This is a genomic window from Kitasatospora azatica KCTC 9699 (assembly GCF_000744785.1).
GTDB classification, from domain to species: domain Bacteria; phylum Actinomycetota; class Actinomycetes; order Streptomycetales; family Streptomycetaceae; genus Kitasatospora; species Kitasatospora azatica.
Map to the genome: position 1 here is coordinate 2149746 of NZ_JQMO01000002.1, position 22079 is coordinate 2171824.

General features: G+C 72.5%; 18 protein-coding genes and 1 riboswitch. Of the genes, 11 read left to right on the top strand and 7 right to left on the bottom strand.

Annotation, left to right across the window (positions count from 1 at the left end; translation table 11 throughout):
* Positions 1-119: 119 nt before the first annotated feature.
* The 4 genes from BR98_RS09860 to BR98_RS09870 form a co-directional block, all read right to left on the bottom strand.
* Complete coding sequence (locus BR98_RS09860) at positions 120-884, bottom strand: hypothetical protein (protein ID WP_035841765.1); 765 nt, start codon at positions 882-884, stop codon at positions 120-122.
* Positions 885-1064: 180 nt separating this feature from the next.
* On the bottom strand, positions 1065-1664 hold the full coding sequence (locus BR98_RS42275; RefSeq protein WP_324606664.1) for an amidohydrolase family protein: 600 nt from the start codon (positions 1662-1664) through the stop codon (positions 1065-1067).
* On the bottom strand, positions 1589-2218 hold the full coding sequence (locus tag BR98_RS42280; RefSeq protein ID WP_324606665.1) for a hypothetical protein: 630 nt from the start codon (positions 2216-2218) through the stop codon (positions 1589-1591). The genes BR98_RS42275 and BR98_RS42280 overlap by 76 nt, the downstream gene beginning before the upstream one ends.
* Before the next feature lie 10 nt (positions 2219-2228).
* Positions 2229-3650, bottom strand: a complete 1422-nt coding sequence (locus BR98_RS09870) for a type I glutamate--ammonia ligase (protein ID WP_083976208.1) — start codon at positions 3648-3650, stop codon at positions 2229-2231.
* 457 nt (positions 3651-4107) lie between these two features.
* Between BR98_RS09870 and BR98_RS09875 the strand changes: the two genes are divergently transcribed.
* From BR98_RS09875 to BR98_RS09915, 9 genes are all read left to right on the top strand, one after another.
* On the top strand, positions 4108-5913 hold the full coding sequence (locus tag BR98_RS09875; RefSeq protein WP_035841767.1) for a 3-hydroxyacyl-CoA dehydrogenase family protein: 1806 nt from the start codon (positions 4108-4110) through the stop codon (positions 5911-5913).
* Between the two features lie 182 nt (positions 5914-6095).
* Entirely contained in the window at positions 6096-6971 is an 876-nt protein-coding gene (locus tag BR98_RS09880; protein WP_035841769.1) for a TetR family transcriptional regulator, read from the top strand.
* Between the two features lie 324 nt (positions 6972-7295).
* The gene (gene ccrA / locus BR98_RS09885; RefSeq protein WP_035841771.1) at positions 7296-8633 is read left to right on the top strand and encodes a crotonyl-CoA carboxylase/reductase; all 1338 of its coding nucleotides are present in this window, start codon (positions 7296-7298) and stop codon (positions 8631-8633) included.
* The gene (locus BR98_RS09890; protein ID WP_035841773.1) at positions 8633-10672 is read left to right on the top strand and encodes a protein meaA; all 2040 of its coding nucleotides are present in this window, start codon (positions 8633-8635) and stop codon (positions 10670-10672) included. Before ccrA ends, BR98_RS09890 begins: the two co-directional genes overlap by 1 nt.
* Positions 10669-11634, top strand: coding sequence for an HpcH/HpaI aldolase/citrate lyase family protein (locus BR98_RS09895; protein ID WP_035841775.1), 966 nt, complete (start codon positions 10669-10671; stop codon positions 11632-11634). Before BR98_RS09890 ends, BR98_RS09895 begins: the two co-directional genes overlap by 4 nt.
* A 2-nt stretch (positions 11635-11636) precedes the next feature.
* Entirely contained in the window at positions 11637-12140 is a 504-nt protein-coding gene (locus tag BR98_RS09900) for a MaoC family dehydratase (RefSeq protein WP_035841777.1), read from the top strand.
* A 168-nt stretch (positions 12141-12308) separates the two neighbouring features.
* Entirely contained in the window at positions 12309-13511 is a 1203-nt protein-coding gene (locus tag BR98_RS09905; protein ID WP_035841779.1) for an acyl-CoA dehydrogenase family protein, read from the top strand.
* 285 nt (positions 13512-13796) lie between these two features.
* Positions 13797-14489 carry a phosphatidylserine decarboxylase gene (locus tag BR98_RS09910; protein ID WP_035841781.1) on the top strand — a complete coding sequence of 231 codons (693 nt, stop codon included), beginning with the start codon at positions 13797-13799 and terminating at the stop codon, positions 14487-14489.
* A complete protein-coding gene (locus tag BR98_RS09915; protein WP_035841783.1) occupies positions 14476-15372 on the top strand; it encodes a CDP-alcohol phosphatidyltransferase family protein in 897 nt (298 codons plus the stop codon). The genes BR98_RS09910 and BR98_RS09915 overlap by 14 nt, the downstream gene beginning before the upstream one ends.
* A 93-nt stretch (positions 15373-15465) precedes the next feature.
* On the opposite strand, the gene BR98_RS09920 is transcribed toward BR98_RS09915, so the two are convergent.
* From BR98_RS09920 to BR98_RS09930, 3 genes are all read right to left on the bottom strand, one after another.
* The gene (locus tag BR98_RS09920) at positions 15466-16791 is read right to left on the bottom strand and encodes a coiled-coil domain-containing protein (RefSeq protein ID WP_035841785.1); all 1326 of its coding nucleotides are present in this window, start codon (positions 16789-16791) and stop codon (positions 15466-15468) included.
* A 363-nt stretch (positions 16792-17154) separates the two neighbouring features.
* Positions 17155-18282: an alpha/beta hydrolase gene (locus BR98_RS09925; protein ID WP_035841788.1), complete on the bottom strand. Its 1128-nt coding sequence runs from the start codon at positions 18280-18282 to the stop codon at positions 17155-17157.
* Between the two features lie 109 nt (positions 18283-18391).
* Complete coding sequence (locus tag BR98_RS09930) at positions 18392-19102, bottom strand: helix-turn-helix domain-containing protein (RefSeq protein WP_157537570.1); 711 nt, start codon at positions 19100-19102, stop codon at positions 18392-18394.
* Between the two features lie 190 nt (positions 19103-19292).
* A riboswitch (cobalamin riboswitch) is annotated at positions 19293-19499 on the top strand.
* A gap of 32 nt (positions 19500-19531) precedes the next feature.
* On the opposite strand from BR98_RS09930, the gene BR98_RS09935 reads away from it, so the two are divergent.
* Positions 19532-20521: a cobalamin biosynthesis protein gene (locus BR98_RS09935; RefSeq protein ID WP_035841790.1), complete on the top strand. Its 990-nt coding sequence runs from the start codon at positions 19532-19534 to the stop codon at positions 20519-20521.
* Complete coding sequence (locus BR98_RS09940) at positions 20518-22065, top strand: cobyric acid synthase (RefSeq protein WP_035841792.1); 1548 nt, start codon at positions 20518-20520, stop codon at positions 22063-22065. The genes BR98_RS09935 and BR98_RS09940 overlap by 4 nt, the downstream gene beginning before the upstream one ends.
* Positions 22066-22079: the final 14 nt, after the last annotated feature.

Below are 22079 nucleotides of genomic sequence, written 5' to 3' on the forward strand. Positions count from 1 at the left end.
ATCACACAAGAGCACGAGCAGATGAATCTGCGGCAGGAGTGGGCAGGGGTGTGCCGGAGCAAGCAGACGGCCCGCCTCCCTGAGTGGGGAGGCGGGCCGGTGCGGCGCTCGGGAGCGGGTCAGCCCTGCGGGCCCGCCGGGTCCATCCGGTCGAACTGCGAAGCCGTGGCCCTGGGCGCATTTACCCTCGGGGCCGACTTCGTAGCCGGCTTGGGGGCCGCCAGCTGCGCGTTCTCGAAGCCGTCGAGCAGGCCGAGCGGCTCGATCCGGACCAGGTGCGAGGGCGCGTAGTAGTGGTAGCCGTAGTGCTGGCGGGCGCGGTTGTGGGCGTCCACCGTCGCCTCCGACGCGCCGTCGGGCGCGGTGGCCACCAGGCCGGTGTGGCTCTTGCCGCCACCCGGGCCGGCGTAGGTGACGACCACGTCACCCGGACGGGCCTGCTCGGGGTGGTCACCGATGTCCGTGCCGAGCTGACTGTCCATCAGGTAGTCATACAGGTTGTGGTACTGCGGCAGGTCGCTGATCAGCAGCAGGTCGTAGGTGACGCCGTTGGGCGCGGTGTAGTGGAAGTAGTCGTCCTGCGAGTCGTCCGGGCCGAGCCCGGGGACCAGGCCGGCGGCGGCCAGCGCCCGGGCGACGTACTCGGCGCACTGGTAGTCCGGCTGGTCGGCGCCGAAGGCGACCGGCGTGCTGTCGTTCCAGGCGGTCCAGTTCCAGTGGCCCTCGGCCCAGTCCACCTCTACCGAGCGCAGCACATCGCTGAAGGTCGGGACGCCGGCCGAGACCGGGGCCGCGTGCGCCGGTGCAGCGGCGAGGGCGGGTCCGGCGGCGAGGGCGAGAGTAAGAGCGGCGCCGGCAAGGCGGCGGCGAACGGCTTGACGCATGGTCAGAACTCCCCGTGTTCAGTGGTGTGAGCCAAGATCAAGCTATCGCAGCCGCAAGCACACGGCAGAATGACTCGAACGGCGATCGGCTGAAACTCACGGCCCAGCTGTGAGCCGGTCGAGAACCGGCCAGAAATCAGGCTGATAGTCCTACCAGAGCGGTGATCGACCGGCGGGTTGTCAGAGGCCGTAGAGCACCCGCGCGTTGTCGGCGGTGATCAGCGCGGTCAGTCGGTCGCCGTCCGCCGCCGTGCAGGCGCCGGCGGCTTGCCACTCGCCGAGCAGGGTGGCGAGGGCGTGACGGAACTGGGCGGCGCCGGTGAGGTGGAGTTCGGGGAGGCCGTAGCCGTCGGTGGAGGCGAGCACTTTGCCGAAGGGGGCGAGTTCGAGGAGTTCGCCGAGGACGGTGGCGGCGCGGGGGCCGGTGTGGCTGAGGGTGAGGCCGGGGTCGGTGTGGACCTGCGGGAAGACCTGGGCGAGGTAGCCGGCCTGGCGGTGGTAGGGGTAAGCGTGCAGCAGGACGAGCGGGACGCCGGTGGGCTCGACGGCGCGGATGAACGGGGTGAGCAGCGCGGGGTCGGCCCGGTGCAGGGTCAGGTCGGGGTCGCCGAAGCCGGTGTGGAGTTGCAGCGGGAGGCGCTGGCGGCGGGCGGCGCACAGGTCGACGGCGGTGAAGAGGAGGTGGCGGAGCAGGACGGGGTCGGTCAGCCGGGAGGAAAAGGCAGCGGAGGGGGAGGCAGCAGAGGGGCGGCGGGGGCGGCGGCGGGGGACGAGAGCCACCGGGAGGCGGCCCGGACGACCTCGGCGGTGCTGGGCCGGTCCCCGGGGATGTCGAGGCCGTGGCGGTAGGCGAGCACCGACTTCACCGCGACGGCCGGGGCAAGCGCGGTGGCGAGCGCGTCGGTCAGCGCCGTGGCCCAGCCGTCAGCGGACGGCGCGCGGGCGGCCACCGCCTCGGCGATGCTCTCCAGCCGGACGATCTCCCGCACGGGTACCTCGCCGGCGAGCGCTCCGAGCTCCGGCAGCGGGACCAGCGGCTGCCCGGCGGCCGCGGTGAGCCCGGTGTCCACCAGGAGCGCGCCGAGCCCGGCTGCGGTGAGCAGTCGTCGGGTGGCCTCAACCGGTCCGAGGGCACGTCGCCGATCCAGGTACTCCTCGGCGCCGGCATGGGCGGCGAGGCCGAGGGCCGGCGGGCACCAGCGGCGGACGGCCCAGCCGAGCGCGCTGTCGAAGGGATCGGTGGCGAGCGGACGGTCGGACTCGGTGAGCAGTGAGCGGAAGGCCTCCGGGCCGAGGTCGTCGACCACCACGCTGTGGCAGTGGTGGTCGATCAACGGCAGCACCTCAGTACCGCCACCGGGCGGCCGCCGCGAGCTGCTCCGGGGTGCTGTCGGCGAAGAGTTCGTGCTCGCCCTGACGGACCGCCAGCACCGCTTCGTAGAGCGGATCGCCGAGCGCCTCCCGCAGCACGCCCGAGGCGCGGTACTCGGCGATCACCTCCAGCAGGCTGCCGGGCAGGCGCGGGACCTCGCCCTCGGACAGTGCGGCCGGATCGCCGGGGACCTCGACGGGCAGCACCCGGCGGGCGTCGATCCCGGCCAGGCCGGCGGCCAGCGCGGCGCCGATCAGCAGATAGGGGTTGGCGGCGGCGTCGAAGCACTTGAGCTCGGCGTTGGCGCTGCCGACCCCCTCCCCGGGCGGTCCGGGGATCAGCCGCAGCGCGGCCTCGCGGTTCTCCAGGCCCCAGCACTGGTAGGCGCCGGCCCAGCGCTGCGGGACCAGGCGCAGGTAGCTGGCGGGGCTGGGCGCGCCGAGCGCGAGCAGGGCGGGCAGCTCGGCGAGCACGCCGGCCAGGAAGGACTCGGCCTCGCCGGTCAGCCCGTAGGGCCCGCTGCCGCCCTGGCCGAGGTTGCGCTCGCCGCGCCACAGGGACAGGTGCAGATGGCCGCCGTTGCCGACGGCGTCCGGCTCGACGGCCGGGGCGAACGAGGTGCGCAGCCCGTGCCGCAGGCCGACCGCCCGGATGGTCTGGCGGACCAGCACGGTGGTGTCGGCCGCACCGACCGGGCTCTCGGCGGCCACCGAGACCTCGAACTGGCCCGGTGCGTACTCGGGGTGCACCTGGAGGACCGTCAGCTGCTGTTCGTCGAGTGCTTGCAGCAGGTCGCGCAGGTAGTCGGACATGTCGACCACGCGGTGCATCCCGTAGGCGGGGCCGTGGGTGGGGTACACGGGCGGCTGCTCGGGCGGGCCGGCCAGTGCGACCACCCACTCCACCTCGATGCCGGCCCGCACCTCCAGCCCGCGCAGCCCGGCGGCGGCCACCATCCGCTGGGCGAACTGGCGTTGGCAGCCGGGGTGCGCGGTGCCGTCCTGGGCGTAGCGGTCGGCGGGGGCCCAGGCCCAGCCGGGCTGGGCGGCGAGCCGGGTCAGCCGGCCGAGGTCGGGGATCAGGCGCAGGTCCCCGGCGGGCCCGCCGATGTGGCGGCTGGTGGTGATCGAGTCGTCGACCAGGAAGACGTCGAAGCAGGGGGCGGCGCCGACGCCCCAGGCGGCGGTGTGCTCCAGGCGGCGGACCGGGACGGTCTTGACCCGGGTGAGCCCGGCGTTGTCGACCCAGCTGAGCATCACGCCCGCGACACCCTCGGCGGCGAGCCGGGCTGCGGCGACCCGCGCTCGGGCCGCGCGCTCGGCCCGCGCGTCCGCGGGAACCGACAGGGTCTCGGCGGGCTCGGCGGGCTGCTGGGCGGCGACGGTCGTACTCATACCACCCATGCTGACGCGCTCGGACATCGAGCGGAACTACCCGGAAGGGTGGTCCTCGCGGCCGCGGGCTGACGACGAGCACCGGCGGGCGGGGCGCCCCGCAGCCGGTTGTGTGAAGCACTGTTCCTCGCGTCGAGGGTCTTCCTACTTGGCAGTAACTTCGCTACAGTGACCGCACGCACCACCGCCGGGCTTCGGGAGCCGCACCGGCGGGGCGCCGCGCGTCATGCGTGCGGTCGGTGCGCTTTCCACGGCCCCGGGCGATCAGCCCCGACGGGACCGAATCTCCTTTCACCGGTCCGGTCTTCACCGAACCGGCGGACATCTCGCGGTACGGCCGGAGCGGACCGGCCGACCGCCGAGCTCCGCGATCACCCTTCACGTGCGCTCAGCCACGGCCCACCCCTGACCGTCCTTCCGGTCAGGCCGTCCGGCTTTCCCGAAAGGACCAGCAACGATGCAGGCTCCCGAACCCACCACCGCCACCACCATCCGCCCGTTCCCCACCGTCGCCGTGGTCGGCCTCGGCACCATGGGCGCCGGGATCGCCGTCGCGATCGCCCGCAGCGGCCGCCGGGTGATCGGCATCGAGGCCGACGGCGCCGCCGCAGGGCGCGCCCTGGCCCGGATCGAGGAGGCCACCGCGCACGCCGTGGAGCGCGAGCGGCTGACCGCCGAGGAGCGCACCGCGCTGCTCGCGCTGATCACCGTCGGCGACCAGCTGGACGCCGCCGCCGGCGCCGACCTGGTGATCGAGGAGATCCCCGAGCAGCTGGAGCTCAAGCGCGAACTCTTCGCCGCGCTGGACCGGATCTGCCCGCCGGAGACGGTGCTGGCCACCGGCACCACCTCGCTCTCGGTGACCCGGATCGCCGCCGCCACCGCCCGCCCGGAGCGGGTGCTCGGCCTGCACTTCTTCAACCCGGTGCACGCGATGAAGCTGGTCGAGGTGGTCCGCAGCGTGCTGACGGATCCTCAGGTCGCCGATCAGGCCGCCGAGTTCGCCCGCGAGCTGGGCAAGGAGCCGGTGGCCGCCGGTGACCGGGCCGGCTTCGTGGTCAACGGCCTGCTCTTCGCGTACCTCAACCAGGCCGCCGCGATGTACGAGTCGCGCTACGCCACCCGCGAGGACATCGACGCGGCGATGCGGCTGGGCTGCGGCCTGCCGATGGGCCCGCTGGCGCTGCTCGACCTGATCGGTCTGGACACCGCCCGCACCGTGCTGGAGGCGATGTACGAGCAGTCCAAGGACCGGCTGCACGCCCCGGCCCCGATCCTCGGCCAGCTGGTCAACGCCGGCCTGCTGGGCCGCAAGACCGGCCGCGGCTTCTACAGCTACGAGGCGCCCGGCTCCTCCAAGGTGGTCGCCGGGGCCGGCGCCGCCGCGGCCGCCCGGGTGGCCGGACGCACGGTCGCGAGCGTCGGCGTCTGCGGCTCGGGCACCATGGCCACCGGCATCGCCGAGGTCTTCGCCAAGGCCGGCTACCCGGTGACCCTGGTCGCCCGCAGCCAGGAGAAGGCCGACAAGGCCAAGGCCCAGCTGACCCGTTCGCTGGACCGCTCGGTGGCCAAGGGCCGGCTCAGCGCCGAGCAGCGCGACGCGACGCTGGACCTGGTCACCCCGAGCGGACAGCTCGCCGACCTGTCCGGCGCCGACCTGGTGCTCGAGGCGGTGGCCGAGGACCTGGCCGTCAAGCGCGAGCTGTTCGCCGCCCTGGACAAGATCTGCAAGCCCGGCGCGGTGCTGGCCACCACCACCTCCAGCCTGCCGGTGATCAGCTGCGCCACCGCGACCTCGCGGCCGCAGGACGTGATCGGCATGCACTTCTTCAACCCGGCGCCGGCCATGAAGCTGGTCGAGGTGGTCTCCACCGTGCTGACCGCGCCCGAGGTCACCTCGACCGTGCTGGAGCTGTGCGGCAAGGTCCGCAAGCACGCGGTGGAGTGCGGCGACCGGGCCGGCTTCATCGTCAACGCGCTGCTCTTCCCCTATCTGAACGACGCGGTGCGGATGCTCGAGGAGCACTACGCGACGGTGGACGACATCGACACCGCGATGAAGCTCGGCTGCGGCTATCCGATGGGCCCGTTCGAACTGCTGGACGTGGTCGGCCTGGACGTCTCGCTGACCATCGAGCGGGTGCTGCACCAGGAGTTCCGCGAGCCCGGCCTGGCGGCGGCGCCGCTGCTCGAGCACCTGGTGGCGGCCGGCTGCCTGGGCCGCAAGACGGGTCGCGGGTTCCGCGACCACGCACGCCGGTGACCAGCTCGGGGCAAGGCGGGCCGGCGCCGGCGCCGGGCGGGCCGCAGCACGCGGTCTGGGGTCCGGGGGCGGTCTCGGCCCGCTGGCCCCGGCCCGCGGTCGCGGCCCCCACCGGCCCGGTGCGCCGGGGGATGCCGCAAAGCGGACCGGCCACCACCGTCCAGTCGGGTAGCGTTCCGGGCATGGAGCGCGAACAGTCATCCGCCGAGCAGGACGCCCGTACGGTCGCCGACCACGGCCCCGGCAGCCGCCGGGCGGCCGCCCAGCGCCAGCAGATGCGTCAGGACCTGGCGGCGGCCGCGATGGACCTGTTCGCCACCCAGGGCTACGAGGAGACGACGGTCGATCAGATCGCCGCCGCCGCCGGGGTGGCCCGGCGCACCTTCTTCCGGTACTTCCGGTCCAAGGAGGAGGCGATCTTCCCGGACCACGACGACACCCTGGTCCGGGTGGCCGACCTGCTGGCCAGCGCCGAGCCCGACGAGCACCCGCTGGACGTGGTCTGCCGCGGCATCAAGGAGGTGCTGCGGATGTACGCCTCCACGCCCGCGGTCTCGGTGGCCCGCTACCAGTTGATCCGTCAGGTCCCGGCGCTGCGCGAGCGGGAGATCGCGGTCGTGGCCCGCTACGAGCGGCTCTTCACCCGCTACCTGCTCGGGCGCTTCGACGCCTCCGACACCATTCCGGCCACCTGGCAGCACGGCGGTGACGACGACTCGATGCTCGCCGAGGTCTCGGCGGCCGCGGTGGTCGCGGCCCACAACCACGTGCTGCGGCGCTGGCTGCGGGCCGGCGGGCACGGGGACGTGGAAGCCCAGCTGGAACACTCCTTCGAGGTGATCCGGGGCACCTTCTGGGCCACCCCGCCGAGCGGGGTGCGACGCCGTGGCACGGTTGTGACACCCAGTGCCAGTGGGGATGCCGCGACGGCCTTGGAGCTCGGTGCCGCCAGCGCACTGAGTGCCACCCCGGGCGGTGAGGTACTCATCACAGTGGCCAGAACGGACGCTCCGCTGGACGTGGTGCTGGACAGCATCAAGGCCGCGTTCAATCGTTGAACCCAATAAAACCGCAGGTCAGAAGGCCCGTCCCGGATATCCGGGGCGGGCCTTTCGGCTGCCTCGGCGAAGTCTTGCGGACTCTCGGGAATGGACGGAAAATCATGGCACCGAGTGTCTTTACGAGTGGCACAGGGTGCCAGTAGCTTGTTACTCACCAGTCGCGGCGCCGCGGCTCCCCACCTCGGCGCGCCGTTGTCCGGCGTCCCCACACCCAGGGGGCGAGCCCGAAACCCACCCAAGTCCCTTGTGTAGCCGGTGTCCGCTCCCGGCTCCCCCAGACGCCCTGTGCGCCCTCACACAGGTACGCCTTCGGAGGCAGCCATGAAGGAAATCCTCGACGCGATCCTCAGCGCCGACAGCACGGCCGCGGACTTCGCCGCGCTGAAGCTCCCCGAGTCCTACCGAGCCGTCACGCTCCACAAGGACGAGGAGCAGATGTTCGCCGGGCTGGACAGCCGCGACAAGGACCCCCGCAAGTCCCTCCACCTGGAGGACGTCCCGCTGCCCGAACTGGGCCCGGGCGAGGCCCTGGTGGCCGTGATGGCCAGCGCCGTCAACTACAACACCGTCTGGTCCTCGATCTTCGAGCCGGTCTCCACCTTCGGCTTCCTCGAGCGCTACGGCCGCCTGTCCCCGCTGACCAAGCGGCACGACCTGCCCTACCACGTGGTCGGTTCCGACCTCGCGGGCGTCGTGCTGCGCACCGGCGCCGGCGTCAACGCCTGGAAGCCGGGCGACGAGGTGGTCGCGCACTGCCTCTCGGTCGAGCTGGAGTCCAGTGACGGCCACAACGACACGATGATGGACCCGGAGCAGCGGATCTGGGGCTTCGAGACCAACTTCGGCGGCCTGGCCCAGCTGGCCCTGGTGAAGACCAACCAGCTGATGCCCAAGCCGGCCCACCTCACCTGGGAGGAGGCCGCCTCCCCCGGTCTGGTCAACTCCACCGCCTACCGTCAGCTGGTCTCGCGCAACGGCGCCGGCATGAAGCAGGGCGACAACGTGCTGATCTGGGGCGCCAGCGGCGGCCTCGGCTCCTACGCCACGCAGTACGCGCTGGCCGGTGGCGCCACCCCGATCTGCGTGGTCTCCAGCGACCAGAAGGCCGAGATCTGCCGGGCCATGGGCGCCGAGGCGATCATCGACCGCAGCGCCGAGGGCTACAAGTTCTGGAAGGACGAGAACACCCAGGACCCGCGCGAGTGGAAGCGCCTGGGCGGGCGGATCCGCGAGCTGACCGGCGGCGAGGACGTGGACATCGTCTTCGAGCACCCGGGCCGCGAGACCTTCGGGGCCAGCGTCTACGTCACCCGCAAGGGCGGCACCATCGTCACCTGCGCCTCCACCTCGGGCTACATGCACCAGTACGACAACCGCTACCTGTGGATGTCGCTGAAGAAGATCGTCGGCTCGCACTTCGCCAACTACCGCGAGGCCTGGGAGGCCAACCGGCTGATCGCCAAGGGCAAGATCCACCCGACCGTCTCCAAGGTCTACTCGCTGGACCAGACCGGCCAGGCGGCGCTGGACGTGCACCACAACAAGCACCAGGGCAAGGTCGGCGTGCTCTGCCTGGCGCCGCAGGAGGGCCTGGGCGTGCGGGACCACGAGCTGCGGGAGAAGCACCTGCCGGCGATCAACCGCTTCAGGGACATCTGATGACCGCCCGTCAGAAGGACCGCCCGTGGTTGATGCGCACCTACGCGGGCCACTCCACCGCGAGTGACTCCAACGCGCTCTACCGCAAGAACCTCGCCAAGGGGCAGACCGGCCTCTCGGTGGCCTTCGACCTGCCCACCCAGACCGGCTACGACTCGGACCACGTGCTGGCCCGCGGCGAGGTCGGCCGGGTCGGCGTCCCGGTCGGCCACATCGGCGACATGCGCACCCTGTTCGACGGCATCCCGCTCGAGCAGACCAACACCTCGATGACGATCAACGCCACCGCCATGTGGCTGCTGGCGCTCTACCAGGTGGCCGCCGAGGAGCAGGGCGCGGACATCGCCAAGCTCACCGGCACCACCCAGAACGACATCGTCAAGGAGTACCTGTCGCGCGGGACGCACGTCTTCCCGCCCGGCCCCTCGGTGCGCCTGATCACCGACATGATCGCCTACACGGTCGGCAACATCCCGAAGTGGAACCCGATCAACATCTGCAGCTACCACCTGCAGGAGGCCGGGGCCACCCCGGTCCAGGAGATCGCCTTCGCGATGTGCACCGCGATCACCGTGCTGGACTCGGTGCGCGACTCCGGCCAGGTGCCGGCCGAGCGGATGGGCGAGGTGGTCGGCCGGATCTCCTTCTTCGTGAACGCCGGCGTGCGGTTCGTCGAGGAGATGTGCAAGATGCGCGCCTTCGCCCGGCTCTGGGAGAAGGTCACGCTGGAGCGCTACGGCATCGAGGACCCCAAGCAGCGCCGGTTCCGCTACGGCGTGCAGGTCAACTCGCTGGGCCTGACCGAGGCGCAGCCGGAGAACAACGTCCAGCGGATCGTGCTGGAGATGCTGGCCGTCACGCTCTCCAAGGACGCCCGTGCGCGGGCCGTCCAGCTGCCGGCCTGGAACGAGGCGCTGGGCCTGCCCCGGCCCTGGGACCAGCAGTGGTCGCTGCGGATCCAGCAGGTGCTGGCCTACGAGTCGGACCTGCTGGAGTACGGCGACATCTTCAACGGCTCCGAGGTGATCGAGGCCAAGACCGCCGAGCTGCTGGAAGGCGCCGAGGCGGAGATCGCCAAGATCCTCGACATGGGCGCCGAAGCAGGAAGTCAGGGGATCATCCCCGCCGTCGAGTCCGGCTACCTCAAGTCCGCACTGGTCGCCTCGCACGCCGAGCGGCGGGCCCGGATCGAGGCCGGCGAGGACAAGATCGTCGGGGTGAACTGCTTCGACACCACCGAGGAGAGCCCGCTCACCGCCGACCTGGACACCGCGATCATGGTGGTGGACCCGGCCAGCGAGCAGGCCGTGCTGACGGCGCTTGAGCAGTGGCGCGCCCAGCGCGACGAGGTGGCCGTGCAGACCGCCCTGCAGCAGCTCAAGGCCGTCGCCGCCACCGAGCAGAACCTGATGGCCGCCACCCTGGCCTGCGCCCGGGCGGGGGTGACCACCGGCGAGTGGTCCTTCGCGCTGCGCGAGGTCTTCGGCGAGTACCGGGCCCCCACCGGGGTCGGCGGCGCGCCGGTCGCGGTGGCCGCCGAGCAGGGCGGCGAGCTGGCGGCGGTGCGCCAGGCGGTGGCCGCCACGGCCGCCGAGCTGGGTACCGGCAAGCTGCGCCTGCTGGTCGGCAAGCCGGGCCTGGACGGGCACTCCAACGGCGCCGAGCAGATCGCGGTGCGCGCCCGCGACGCCGGCTTCGAGGTGGTGTACCAGGGCATCCGGCTGACCCCGGAGCAGATCGTCGCCGCGGCGGTCGCCGAGGACGTGCACTGCGTGGGTCTGTCGATCCTCTCCGGCGCACACCCGGAGCTGGTGCCGGACGTCCTGCAGCGGCTGCGCCGCGCGGGGGTGGAGGATGTGCCGGTGATCGTCGGTGGCATCATCCCCGCTGCGGACGCCGAGGCCCTCAAGGCCGCCGGTGTCGCCGCGGTCTTCACCCCGAAGGACTTCGGCATCACCACCATCATCGGCCGGATCGTGGACGAGATCCGACTGGCAAACAACCTCGACCCCATCAAGGAAGAGACCCTCGCATCATGACGACGCCCGTTAACCGTCTTCGCCCCCGCCGCTCCTGCCTGGCCGTGCCCGGCAGCAACCCGCGCTTCCTGGAGAAGGCCCAGGGCCTGCCGGCCGACCAGGTCTTCCTGGACCTGGAGGACGCCTGCGCCCCCCTGGTCAAGGAGAGCGCCCGGCACCACATCGTGGACGCGCTGAACAACGGCGACTGGGGCAAGAAGACCAAGGTCGTCCGGGTCAACGACTGGACCACCCACTGGACCTACCGCGACGTGATCACGGTGGTCGAGGGCGCGGGCCCCAACCTGGACTGCATCATGCTGCCCAAGGTGCAGGACGCCGAGCAGGTCAAGGCGCTGGACCTGCTGCTCACCCAGATCGAGAAGACCATGGGCTTCGAGGTCGGCAGGATCGGGATCGAGGCGCAGATCGAGAACGCCAAGGGCCTGATCAACGTCGACACCATCGCCACCGCCTCGCCGCGGCTGGAGACCATCATCTTCGGCCCGGCCGACTTCATGGCCTCGATCAACATGAAGTCACTGGTGGTCGGTGAGCAGCCGCCCGGCTACTCGGCCGACGCCTACCACTACATCCTGATGCGGATCCTGATGGCGGCCCGCGCCAACGACCTGCAGGCGATCGACGGCCCCTACCTGCAGATCCGCAACCCCGACGGCTACCGCGAGGTGGCCGGCCGGGCCGCCGCGCTGGGCTTCGACGGCAAGTGGGTGCTGCACCCGGACCAGGTCGGCGCCGCGAACGAGATCTTCTCGCCCTCGCAGGAGGACTACGACCACGCCGAGCTGATCCTGGACGCCTACGACTGGTGCACCTCGGAGGCCGGCGGCTTCAAGGGCTCGGCGATGCTCGGCGACGAGATGATCGACGAGGCCAGCCGCAAGATGGCGCTGGTCATCTCCGGCAAGGGCCGCGCCGCGGGCATGCAGCGCACCAGCAAGTTCGAAGCCCCGGAGGCCTGACCATGCAGTTCGGACGCACCTACGAGGAGTTCGAGGTCGGCGCGGTCTACAAGCACTGGCCCGGAAAGACCGTCACCGAGTACGACGATCACCTCTTCTGCCTGCTGACCATGAACCACCACCCGCTCCACATGGACACCAACTATGCGGAGAAGACGACGGACTTCGGCAGGAACGTCGTCGTCGGCAACTACATCTACTCGCTGCTGCTCGGGATGTCCGTCCCGGACGTCTCCGGCAAGGCGATCGCCAACCTGGAGATCGAGTCGCTGCGGCACGTGGCGCCGACCTTCCACGGCGACACCATCTACGGCGAGACCGTGGTGCTCGACAAGTGGCCCTCCAAGTCCAAGGACGACCGGGGCATCGTCTACGTCGAGACCAAGGGCTACAAGCAGGACGGCACGGTCGTCTGCATCTTCCGCCGCAAGGTGATGGTGCCGACCGAGACCTACATCAAGGAGCGCGGCGGCGAGCAGCCCGGCCGCCCGACGCCCCTGTCCTGACCCCCTGCTGTTCAAACAGAAGAGCCCCCGGAGGCGGGCGCCGTCATCGCCCTCACCCCCGGTCAGGGGGCTGCGCGGAAGTCACGCTTCGCGCAGCCCCCGAACCCTCCCCCAGCTTCCGGCCGGGGGTGCCCCCTCACCACCCTCAGAGACATACGGAGCCGCACGATGGGACGCCTCGCACAGACCGACGGCCTCACCGAGATCCAGCGGGACATCCTCGCCACCGTGCGGGACTTTGTCGACAAGGAGATCATTCCGGTCGCCACCGAGCTGGAGCACAAGGACGAGTACCCGACCGCCATCGTCGAGGGCATGAAGCAGCTCGGCCTGTTCGGTCTGACCATCCCCGAGGAGTACGGCGGCCTCGGCGAGTCGCTGCTCACCTACGCCCTGGTGGTCGAGGAGATCGCCCGCGGCTGGATGTCCGTCTCCGGCATCGTCAACACCCACTTCATCGTGGCGCACATGATCAACGCGCACGGCACCCAGGAGCAGAAGGACTACTTCCTGCCCAGGATGGCGGCCGGCGAGATCCGCGGCGCCTTCTCGATGTCCGAGCCGGCGCTGGGCTCCGACGTAGCGGCCATCTCCACCAAGGGCGTCAAGGACGGCGATTTCTACGTCCTGAACGGCCAGAAGATGTGGCTGACCAACGGCGGCACCTCCACCCTGGTCGCGGTCCTGTGCAAGACCGACGAGGGCGGCAACACCCCGTACAAGAACATGACCACCTTCCTGATCGAGAAGACCCCCGGGTTCGGCCCGAACCCGACGGTCCCCGGCCTCACCGTGCCCGGCAAGATCGAGAAGATGGGCTACAAGGGCGTCGACACCACCGAGCTGGTGCTGCAGGACGTCCGGATCCCGGCCGACCGGATCCTCGGCGGCGTCCCCGGCAAGGGCTTCTACCAGATGATGGACGGCGTCGAGGTCGGTCGGGTCAACGTGGCCGCCCGCGGCTGCGGAGTGGCCCGCCGCGCCTTCGAGCTGGGCATCTCCTACGCCCAGCAGCGCACCACCTTCGGCAAGAAGATCGCCGAGCACCAGGCGATCCAGTTCAAGCTGGCCGAGATGGCCACCAAGGTCGAGGCCGCGCACCAGATGATGGTGATGGCCGCCCGCAAGAAGGACAGCGGCGAGCGCAACGACCTCGAGGCCGGCATGGCCAAGTACCTCGCCTCCGAGTACTGCAAGGAGGTCGTGGAGGACGCCTTCCGGATCCACGGCGGCTACGGCTTCTCCAAGGAGTACGAGATCGAGCGGCTCTACCGCGAGGCCCCGATGCTGCTGATCGGTGAGGGTACGGCGGAGATCCAGAAGATGATCGTGGGTCGTCGTCTGCTGGAGGAGTACAAGCTCGCCGACTAGGGCGGGCCGTGCGGGCCCCCGGGAAGCCCCGAGGGCCCGCGCCCCAAGGCTGAGAGATGACTCACGGATCTTGACGCGACCCTTGGGAACCGGGATCCGGCCAGCTACGGTCGTATACATAGCGCGTGCATCCCGGCACGGCTGGAGACAGTTGAACGAGCAGGCGGGTTGCCCACCTACCGCCTGCTCCCGATAGCATCCACCGGGACAGCAGCTGTCCCCTTATCACCCGATCCCCGCGGTGGCCCGTCCAGTGGTCCAGATCCCCCGCGACAAAGGTCTTCGATGCCCCTCAGCCCGTCCCCTCACACCTCCGTCACTGAGCGCGATGCCCTCGCTCCCGAGACGGCCGGTCGGCGACCGCGCGTGACCATCGCGCGCGGAGCCACTCCCTGGTTCGTCCCGACCCTGGCCACCGCGGCCCTGACCACCGCTCTCAGCAGGCGGAACGGCAAGTGGGCTCTGGCGGCGGTTCCGACCTGCGCGCTCAGCGCGGGCATGCTGTGGTTCTTCCGCGACCCCGAGCGTGAGATCGGCACCGGCAGAGTCATCTCGCCGGCCGACGGAGTGGTGCAGAGCATCGACGCCTGGCCGGACGGTCGGACCCGGGTCGCGATCTTCATGAGTCCGCTCAACGTGCACGTCAACCGGGCCCCGCTGCCCGGCACGGTGACCTCCGTCGAGCACATCGCGGGCGGTTTCGTTCCCGCGTTCAACAAGGACAGCGACCGCAACGAGCGCGTCGTCTGGCACTTCGACACCGAGCTCGGCGACATCGAGATGGTGCAGATCGCGGGCGCCGTGGCGCGCCGCATCGTGCCGTACGTCCCCGCCGGCACCAAGGTCGAGCAGGGCGAGCGGATCGGTCTGATCCGGTTCGGCTCCCGCGTCGACACCTACCTGCCGGCCGGCGTCGAGGTCGGCGTCGAGGTCGGCCAGAAGACGACCGCGGGGGTGACACGCCTTGACCGTGACTGATCCCGAGACCCTGGTCGGCCTCGGCGACTCGGAAGAGACCGAGCTGCGCCGGCGCCGCTGGGCGCGCGACCGCGAGCTGCGGGCGCCACGCTCGCCGCAGACCCTGTCCACGGCCGACTTCCTGACCCTGGGCAACGCCGTCTGCGGGTTCCTGGCGATCTACTCGATCACCACGAACATGCTCATCCCGCACATCAACGGCACCGGCGACGGCACCGGCGGCGGCATGGTGCGGCACGGCGCCGCCACCGCCGTCACCCTGCTGCTGCTCGGCTCGATGTGCGACCTCTTCGACGGCCTGGTGGCCCGCAAGCTGCGCTCCTCGGCGCTCGGCGCGGAGCTGGACAACCTGGCCGACCTGATCAGCTTCGGCATCGCGCCGGCGTACTTCGTCGCGGTCTGGGGCATCGTCGGCGGGCCCGGCAGCAACCAGGGCCTGTCCGCCTTCATCGCGCTGACCGTGCTGCTCGCCGTGGTGCTGCGCCTCGCCCGCTTCTCGGCGGTCAAGATGCGACCGGGCGTCTTCCAGGGCATGCCCTGCCCGATGGGCGCCATGACGGTGATCGCCATCGTGCTGCTCGACCCGCCGTTCCTGGCCGGCCTGCTGGCCATCTTCGGCGTGGCCTACCTGATGGTCAGCCAGGTCGAGTACCCCAAGCCGCAGGGCCTGCTGGCCACCGCCACGCTCGGCTGGATCGTGGTCTCGATCGGCTGCCTGGCCGCCTGGGCGGCCGGCCTGCCCGGTGGCGACGTGCTGATGCACATCGGCGCCTTCGCCCAGATCGCGCTGGCCGCGATGGCCCCGCTGCTGGTCATCCGCCGCAAGGTCGGCCAGAAGGTCGGCGACGTCCGCGCCCGCCGCGCCGGCGCCCGCGACTGCTGATCGCCTAGCACCGTCAAGCACTTCGCCCCCGGAACCGCTGGTTCCGGGGGCGAAGTGCTTCCAGCTGGGCCTGGGCCCGGGCTTGGGCCCGGGTTACGCCCCGCCGTTGTGGACGCTGAAGGCGGAGCGGCGGGCCGCTCGGGCCACGGCCGGATCGGGGTGGACCGAGGCGACGGCGGTCAGGACCGAGGCGGCGCGGGCGTGGCCGGACTGGCGGGCCCGGGCGAACAGCCGGACCGGGTCGCCGGCGCTGGCGCCCTCGACATGGCCGACCAGCAGCTCGGTCTCACCGTGGTCCAGGACGGCGGCGGCGGTGTCCACCCAGAGCCAGGCGGCGTCCTCCGCGCTCAGCACGTCGGACGGGATCACCCCGCCTTCGTCGAGCTGCTCGGCCAGCCAGAGCAGGGCGTAGGGGCGCAGCACCGGCTCGTCCACCGCGGCGCGCACCGCCTGCTCGGCGGTTCCGCCGGCCACCCGCAGCGCCTCGAAGGCGAGCCCGCGCAGCAGCGCGTCCTCGCCGCGGGCGGCTTCCAGGAGCTCGGCCACCGCGCGGTCGACCGGGCGGGCCGCGACCCAGGCCCGGTACTCGGCGCGGGCCGGTCCCGGCGAGTAGTTGGCGCAGGCGTCCAGCAGCTCCAGCGCGCTCTGCTCGATGTGCCCGGCGGCGGTCTGGGCCACCGTGCAGATCTCCTCCAGCTTGGCCCGCACCGCCCAGTGCCCGAGCGCGGAGAGCTCGGCGGCGGCGTCCGCGCGGACCACGGCGCCGACGGCGGTCAGGCCGTCCAGCATCCAGTCCAGCACGGCGGCCACGTCGGACGGGGCCGGCGGGGCGTCGATCTGCGGCTCGCGGCAGGTGCCGCGGACGGCGGAGACGGCGGAGGCGGCGTGCGGGACCGGCGAGAGGGCGGCGAAGCCCGTCCCGCCGTGCCGGCGCTCGTCCAGGCCGCGGCGGAGCAGCTCCATCAGCTCGCTGTCGGCGACCGGGCCGTCCACCAGGTGCAGGAAGGAGAGCAGCTGCGGCGCCTGGTCGACGGCCTGCCCGGCGAGCACGGCGAAGACGCCGCGCAGCGCGGCGGGCGGCACCGGGGCGAGCAGCGTCCAGGCGTCGAACAGCGCGGACCAGCCGCGCAGCACGGCCTCGTCGTCGTGCTCCCAGGCATGCAGCCGCCAACCGGGGGCCGCGCCGCCGTCACGCGGCTCGACCAGGCCGACCAGCAGGGCCTGGCCCCAGGCCTTGGCGGCGGCGCCGACCGTCATGGCCAGCGCGCGACCGGCCGCGCGGGCGTCCTCGGGCAGCAGTTCGCCGCGCTTGTCGACGGTCTCCAGTTCGCCGGCCCAGCGGGCGATCCGGACCGCGTCGGCGAGCATCCGGCGGGCCAGCGGGGCGAGTTCGGCGGGGCCCGGGAAGCCTTCCGGCACCGGGACGCGACCCCGGCCGGGGGCCGGTGTCGGGGTACGGCGGCGGGGGGCGGCGGAACGGCCCGGCTGGGCGCCGTCAGCCCGACGGGCCGTACCGGGTAGACGGGTCACCGTCGCGCCGGTACCCGTGGTCGGCGGGAGCGGGGCATCACGGTCGCGCGGATTCCGAGACGTCACGCCGTGCAGTCTTCCCCGTGTAAGGGGCGGTTGTCACATCGAGTTCGGCGCGTCTTGGACAGACCAGGGTGGCAGCCGGGGCCGACTCGGGGCAAGAGCGGCCAAACCGGGCCGATAATGTTGGCCGTGATCTGTGCACGACAGTAGCGGGGGCACAGTGCGTGGTCAAGAGGTGACCCAGCGGGTTCACAGGATCGGGGTCAGGAAACGGCGCAGCGCCTCCTCGTACCCGGCCGGGTCCGCGTTCCACAGCGCCGCGTGCCCGGCCCCGGGGACCGGGCGCAGGGTCACCAGATCGGGCCGCCGGTCGGCCAGCCGCTGGGCCGCGCGCCACGGCGCCACGCTGTCCTGCGGGCTGTGCAGCAGCAGGGTGGGGGCGGTCAGGTCGGTGCCGTCGGCGATCCGCGCGAAGCCGGCCAGGTCCACGCCGGTGCGGCCCTCGGCCGCCCAGACGCCGAGCTGCCCGGCCAGCCCGGTGGGCATCCCGGCCCGGGCCGCGACCCCGCGCACCGCGACCGTCGGGTCCAGCACCGGGGAGTCGAGCACCAGGCCGGCCAACTGGTCGCGGAAGTCCGAACGGGCGGCGGTCTGCAGCACGGTGGCCGCGCCGACCGACCAGCCGTAGAGGACGATCCGGCCGGCCCCGGCGCTCTTGGCGAACCGGATCGCCGCCTCCACGTCGCGCCACTCGGTCTCGCCGAAATGGCCGATTCCGTCCGGTGAGGCCGGCGCGCCCTGGTCGCCGCGGTAGCTGACCACCAGGGCGGGCAGCTGGAGCCGGCGGAGCACCGGCAGGATCGGCAGCGCCTGCCGGCGGTCGGCCAGCGTGCCGTGCACGGCGATCACCCAGGTGCCGCGGATCGCCGGGACGTACCAGGCGGGCAGGGTGCCGAGCTCGCCGTCGACCAGCACGTCCATGTAGTCGAGGCCGCAGGCCGAGCCGGGGTCGCCGCGCAGCACCCGGGTGCTCAACTCCACCTCGGTGCCGGCCGCGAGCGGGCTGCCGGCGGTGAGCTCCAGGCGGCGGGTGACGGTCTGCGGACCGGTGCCCAGCACCTCGCCGACCACCGCGTGCCCGCCGGGCCACTCCAGCGCGTACCGGCCGCGCCGGGCGCTGGCCACGGTGCGGGTGAGGACCACCTCCCGGGCGCCCACCTCGTGCACCCGCAGCGCCGGCTCGCCCTTGGCCTGGCCGCCCTCGGCCGTGGCGGGGCGCAGGCTGAGGTCGGAGACCCGACGTCCGATCAACAGGGCGGCCGCGCCCGCTGCGATGGCGACGGCGGTGGCCGTGGCGACGGCGGTTCCCCAACGCATGGCTCTCCCCGGGGTGGTGATGGCGGGTCGGACGGGTCCGTCCAGTTCATCGCGTTCCGGTCGGGGCGGCCACCGCAGCGCCGCCGTTGGGACGGACTACGTCAAGGGCCTAGACCGGAAGACCGCCGGTGTCGGTGCGGGCCAGCAGCGCCCAGAAACGGTCGTACGGGGGCTCGGCGGGCTCCGGCTCGACCGCGGGCGTCGCGGGACCCCAGGTCGAGGAACCCCAGTGCGAGGGCACCTGGTGCTCGTTCTGCAGCGCGGCGAGCGCCGTCGCGATGCTCTCCCGCGGCACCGGCACCAGTTTGGCCACCGCCTTCAGCTGCGCCTGCCAGCGGCCGTCCACGCACTGGCGCAGCCGCTGGTCCAGCTCCTCGGCCACGCCGGTGATCCGGACCAGGTCGCGCAGCCGCAGGCCGAGCACCTCGACCAGGGCGGCGCTCTGGTCCGCGTCCCCGCTCCAGCGACCGGTCTGCTCGGCGCTCGCGTAGCTGTGCAGGCCGATCCCGATCCGGGCCGCCGTCTGCTCCTGGGTCAGCTCGCGGGCCACCCGGAAGTCGCGCAGCGAGTCCGGCGCGGTGCCCATCAACTGCGCGGCCGGGCACCACAGGGCCCGGGCCAGCGCGATGAACTCCTCCTCGCCGGGGCGGATCACGCCGCTCTCCCAGCCGAGCACATGGGCCGCCGGCAGCCGTACGCCGTGCGCGGCCATCCCCGCCGCCACCTGCTCCGGAGTGAGTCCGAGGCCGGCGCGATGGGCGCGGGCGGCCTCGGGGGAGAACGGGACCGGAGCGGGGGCGGGGGGCCTGCTTCTTCGCATGCCCGTGACGGTAGGGCCGGGCCGATCCGGCCCCCAGCCGCTGAACGCACGAAGAGCGGCGGCGGGCCTTGACACGGCATTGGACGATTCACCAGCTACGGGCGTTGAACCGGCGCCCCCGCCGGTGTGATCAACCACTCCGTTCGCGGCGGTGGCGCCTGGTTGACGCCCGGTTCCGGCGCGTGATGGGATCCTTGGGCCAAACGGAGGCAAGCAGAGGAAGCCGGTGCGAATCCGGCGCGGTCCCGCCACTGTCACCGGGGAGCACGTTCGAGAGATGGTCACGGCGGTCCGCCACAGGACCGCCGGCAGTGACATCAGCCGGCTCCACCAGCGGGCCCGGGCGTGCGTCTGTACCCGGGAGCCAGGAGACTCTCGCCTCCGGTTACGTCGATCCAGGGCGCGGACCCTGAGTGAGGACACGCTTCGATGCAGCGCGCCGTGCCGCCTGCGCTTGGATACGCGCTCGGCGCGGTGGTCGGCTACGCCGCCGACGCCGCGCTCGCCGACCCCCGCCGCGGTCACCCGGTGGCCGCCTTCGGCCGGGCGGCGGGCTCCCTGGAACGTGTGCTGTGGCGCGACCACCGGGGCGCGGGGGCCCTGCACACCGCGATCGGCGTGGGCGCCGTCGCGCTCGGCGCGGCCGCCCTGCAGCGCCGCGCCGGCTCCGCCCGACGGACCGTCACCGCCGCGCTGGCCACCTGGACGGTGCTCGGCGGCACCTCGCTGACCCGGGAGGCCCGCACCATCGGCGCCGCGCTCGCCGCCGAGGACCTGACGGCGGCTCGGCAGCGCCTGCCGCACCTGTGCGGACGCGACCCCAGCGCGCTGGACGAGCAGCAGATCGCCCGCGCGGTGGTCGAGTCGGTGGCCGAGAACACCGCCGACGCCGTGGTCAACGCCCTGGTCTGGGGCACGCTGGCCGGGGCTCCCGGGCTGCTCGCCTTCCGGGCCGTCAACACGCTGGACGCGATGGTCGGGCACAAGTCGCCCCGCTACCGGCGGTTCGGCTGGGCGGCCGCGCGGCTGGACGACGTGGCGGGCTGGCCCGGTGCGCGCCTCACCGCGCTGCTCACGGTGGCGGCCGCCGACTCCCCCGCGACCGCCTGGAAGGTCTGGCGCCGGGACGGGTCGAGCCACCCGAGCCCCAACGCCGGGCAGGCCGAGTCGGCCTTCGCGGGCGCCCTGGGCGTCCGGCTGGGCGGCACGCTGCAGTACGGCGAGAGGGTGGAGCACCGGCCGGTACTGGGTGCGGAGTTGCGGCCGGTGGCGGTCTCGGACATCGAGCGGGCCTGCCGACTGTCGCGCCGGGTCGGGTTGTTGGCGCTGGGCACGACGGTGGCGGCACGGGTTCTGACGGCACGGGTTCTCTCGGCACGGGGTCTCTCGGCACGGGTTCTCTGGAGGGGACGAATATGAGCAACGCGATCCTGATCGCCGGCACCACCTCGGATGCGGGCAAGAGCGTGGTGACCGCCGGGATCTGCCGTTGGCTGGCCCGCAAGGGGGTGCGGGTGGCCCCCTTCAAGGCGCAGAACATGTCGCTCAACTCGATGGTCACCACCGACGGCGCCGAGATCGGCCGGGCCCAGGTGATGCAGGCGCAGGCGGCCCGGGTGGAGCCGGAGGCGGCGATGAACCCGGTGCTGCTCAAGCCCGGTGCGGACGGCCGCAGCCAGGTGGTGCTGCTCGGCCGTCCGATCGCCGAGGTCGGCGCGCTGGACTACCGGGAGCGCAAGCCGTACCTGCTGGAGCGCTCGCTGGAGTGCCTGGCCGACCTGCGCGGCCGCTTCGACGTGGTGGTCTGCGAGGGCGCCGGCTCCCCCGCGGAGATCAACCTGCGCGACCGCGACATCGCCAACATGGGCCTGGCCCGGGCCGCCGACCTGCCGGTTCTGGTGGTCGGCGACATCGACCGGGGCGGGGTGTTCGCGGCGATGTACGGCACCCTGGCGCTGCTGAGCGCCGAGGACCAGCGGCTGGTGGCGGGCTGGCTGGTGAACAAGTTCCGCGGCGACGCCCGGCTGCTGAAGCCGGGCCTGGACATGCTGCACGAGCTGACCGGCCGTCCGGTGCTGGGCACGCTGCCGATGCTGGCGGGCCTGTGGCTGGACGCGGAGGACTCGCTGGACCTGTCGACGGTGGTCGATCGGGTGTCCGAGGGTCCGCTCGGCGCCGACGTGCTGCGGGTGGCGGTGCTGCGGTTCCCGCGGCTGTCCAACTTCACCGACCTGGACGCGCTGGCCCAGGAGCCGGGGGTGCTGGTCCGCTGGGCCACCCGGCCCGAGGAGCTGGCCGACGCCGATCTGGTGGTGCTGCCCGGTACCCGGGCCACCGTCGCGGACCTGGCCTGGCTGCGCGAACGCGGGCTGGAACGGGCGCTGCGGGAGCGGGCGGCGGCCGGGCAGCCGGTGCTGGGGGTGTGCGGCGGGTACCAGATGCTCGGGCGGCGGATCGTCGACCAGGTGGAGTCGGGCGCCGGGGCCGTGGACGGGCTCGGACTGCTGCCGGTGGCGGTGGAGTTCGGGCGTGAGAAGGTGCTCGGACGGCCGGTGGGCGAGGCGTACGGCGAGCGGGTGGAGGGGTACGAGATCCACCACGGGTTGGTTTCGGTGGAGGGCGGGGAGCCGTTCATCTCTGATGACCATGGGCAGAGCCTCGACGGCTGCCGGGTCGGCTCGGTCTGGGGCACCACCTGGCACGGGGCGCTGGAGAACGACGGATTCCGGCGGGCCTTCCTGCGCGAGGTCGCGGCGATGGCGGGGCGGGCCTTCGTGCCCTCGACCGACACCTCCTTCGCGGCGGCGCGGGAGGCCCGGTTGGACCGGCTGGGAGATCTGATCGAGGAGCATGCCGACACGGACGCGCTGTGGCGGCTGATCGAGGGCGGGGCCGGGGATGGCCTGCCGTTCGTCCCGCCGGGGGCTCCGGCCGCACGTGGCATGGAAAGTGAGCAACTGTGAGTGACGTTCGATAC

Coding starts and splice junctions, on each gene's coding strand:
- BR98_RS09860 (WP_035841765.1), bottom strand. CDS start 884: ATGCGTCAAGCCGTTCGCCGCCGCCTTGCCGGCGCCGCTCTTACTCTC.
- BR98_RS09870 (WP_083976208.1), bottom strand. CDS start 3,650: ATGAGTACGACCGTCGCCGCCCAGCAGCCCGCCGAGCCCGCCGAGACC.
- BR98_RS09875 (WP_035841767.1), top strand. CDS start 4,108: ATGCAGGCTCCCGAACCCACCACCGCCACCACCATCCGCCCGTTCCCC.
- BR98_RS09880 (WP_035841769.1), top strand. CDS start 6,096: ATGGAGCGCGAACAGTCATCCGCCGAGCAGGACGCCCGTACGGTCGCC.
- ccrA (WP_035841771.1), top strand. CDS start 7,296: ATGAAGGAAATCCTCGACGCGATCCTCAGCGCCGACAGCACGGCCGCG.
- BR98_RS09890 (WP_035841773.1), top strand. CDS start 8,633: ATGACCGCCCGTCAGAAGGACCGCCCGTGGTTGATGCGCACCTACGCG.
- BR98_RS09895 (WP_035841775.1), top strand. CDS start 10,669: ATGACGACGCCCGTTAACCGTCTTCGCCCCCGCCGCTCCTGCCTGGCC.
- BR98_RS09900 (WP_035841777.1), top strand. CDS start 11,637: ATGCAGTTCGGACGCACCTACGAGGAGTTCGAGGTCGGCGCGGTCTAC.
- BR98_RS09905 (WP_035841779.1), top strand. CDS start 12,309: ATGGGACGCCTCGCACAGACCGACGGCCTCACCGAGATCCAGCGGGAC.
- BR98_RS09910 (WP_035841781.1), top strand. CDS start 13,797: ATGCCCCTCAGCCCGTCCCCTCACACCTCCGTCACTGAGCGCGATGCC.
- BR98_RS09925 (WP_035841788.1), bottom strand. CDS start 18,282: ATGCGTTGGGGAACCGCCGTCGCCACGGCCACCGCCGTCGCCATCGCA.
- BR98_RS09930 (WP_157537570.1), bottom strand. CDS start 19,102: ATGCGAAGAAGCAGGCCCCCCGCCCCCGCTCCGGTCCCGTTCTCCCCC.
- BR98_RS09935 (WP_035841790.1), top strand. CDS start 19,532: ATGCAGCGCGCCGTGCCGCCTGCGCTTGGATACGCGCTCGGCGCGGTG.
- BR98_RS09940 (WP_035841792.1), top strand. CDS start 20,518: ATGAGCAACGCGATCCTGATCGCCGGCACCACCTCGGATGCGGGCAAG.